Source organism: Streptomyces sp. NPDC028910 (genome assembly GCF_055564955.1).
In genome coordinates, this window is sequence record NZ_JBVHVF010000057.1 from 1 (window position 1) to 1,753 (window position 1,753).

Annotated in this window: 1 protein-coding gene and 1 pseudogene; both read right to left on the bottom strand. The window is 71.7% G+C overall.

Going from position 1 to position 1,753, the window contains the following annotated elements; genetic code table 11:
• Nucleotides 1-107: 107 nt before the first annotated feature.
• Nucleotides 108-1,427, bottom strand: a complete 1,320-nt coding sequence (locus tag ACZ4TV_RS33395) for an aminotransferase-like domain-containing protein (protein WP_468139025.1) — start codon at nucleotides 1,425-1,427, stop codon at nucleotides 108-110.
• A gap of 227 nt (nucleotides 1,428-1,654) precedes the next feature.
• A pseudogene (locus ACZ4TV_RS33400) lies at nucleotides 1,655-1,753 on the bottom strand (DUF4097 family beta strand repeat-containing protein); the annotation flags it as partial.

The window sequence follows — 1,753 nt, forward strand, 5'->3', positions numbered from 1 at the left end:
CCCGGCTGGTGCTGATCTTGTAAGACCTGCGCGCCCGCCGGGCCGCAGGCGAAGTGAGCCAGGAATCCCCCTCGTTCACGAGGGGGAGGAGTCAAACCGGGGCCGGGTCAGACCGTTTCCGGCGCGGGCGTGCGCGGCCCCGGTATCTGACGGGAACCCGCGCCACCGAAGCCGCGCACGAGGTCCATCTCGTCCTCCAGTACCCCGGCCAGCCGGCGCACGCCCTCACGGATCCGCTCCGGCGTCGGGTAGCAGTAGGACAACCGCATCTGGCGGCTGCCCGACCCGTCCGTGGAGAACCCGCTGCCCGACGCGTACGCCACCCGGGCGCCCACCGCGCGCGGCAGCATCGCCCTGGTGTCCACACCCTGCGGCACCGTCACCCACACGTAGAACCCGCCGTCCGGCTTCGTCCACGTGCATCCCGCCGGCAGGTACCGCTCCAGCGCGGACAGCATCGCGTCGCGGCGCTCGCGGTAGTTCTCCCGGAACATCTTGATCTGGCCCTGCCAGTCGTGCGTCGCCAGATAGCGCGAAACGATCATCTGGTTCAGCGTGGGCGGACACAGCGTCACCGACTCCGTGGCCAGCACCAGCTTCTCCCGCACCGCGTGCGGCGCCAGCACCCAGCCGACCCGCAGGCCCGAGGCGAACGTCTTGGAGAACGAGCCCAGGTACACCACGTTGCCCGGGTCCAGCGAACGCAGCGCCGGATAGGTCTGCCCGTCGAAGCCGAGCAGACCGTACGGGTTGTCCTCGACCACCAGCACGTCGTACGCGCGGCAGATCTCCAGGATCTGCGCCCGCCGCTCGACCGCCAGCGTCACACCGGCCGGGTTGTGGAAGTTCGGGATCGTATAGAGCAGCTTCACGCGCTGCCCGGCCGCCCTGGCCTGGCGCAGCGCCGCCCGCAGCCCCTCGGGCACCAGACCGTGCCCGTCCATCGCCACATGCACCACCTGCGCCTGGTACGCGGCGAACGAGCCCAGCGCGCCGACGTACGACGGGCCCTCGGCCACCACCACGTCACCCGGGTCGCAGAACAGCCGGGCCACCAGGTCCAGGCCCATCTGCGAGCCGACCGTCACCACGACGTCGTCCGGGTGCCCCGCGATCCCCTCCAGCGCCATCACGTCGCAGATCTGCTCCCGCAGCAGCGGCAGGCCGTGCGCCGACGCGTACTGCAGCGCCGTCAGGCCGTCCTCCGCGATGATCCGCGCGACCTGCGCCGAGAGCGTCTGCAGCGGCAGCGCGGCCAGGTTCGGCATGCCGCCGGCCAGCGAGACCACCTCCGGCCTGCTGGCGACCGAGAACAACGCCCGGATCTCCGAGGCCGTCATGCCCGCGGTGCGCGCGGCGTACCGGTCGAGGTGCGGGTCGGGGAGGCCCCGGCCGGCGCGCGGCTTCGTGTGGCTGTTCTCGGTCATGAGGGCGACACCCGGGGCTCGGTGGACAAGGTCAATTCCGTGGTGGGACTGGGACCGCGCAGAGGAACCGGCAGCGCCCTGCCGGGCAGCCAGCCGCGATCCTCCGGTTCCGGACAGTCACCCACTGCGTTTCCCCCTTGTTCAGCCTCGCCAGGCAGCGTGAGCGCCTCCACTTGTGGCCTGCTTAAGGCTGCCTCGCGCCATCCGGGCCACCCCGCGGCCGCGGGTCACAGGCTGCGGGCGGTGATGTCGCCGTGGGCGGTGGTCGCGTGGATGGTCAGGCCGGCGTCGGCGCCGTCGGTGTTCTTGAGCGCGTTGTGGATGCG

Coding starts and splice junctions, on each gene's coding strand:
- ACZ4TV_RS33395 (WP_468139025.1), bottom strand. CDS start 1,427: ATGACCGAGAACAGCCACACGAAGCCGCGCGCCGGCCGGGGCCTCCCC.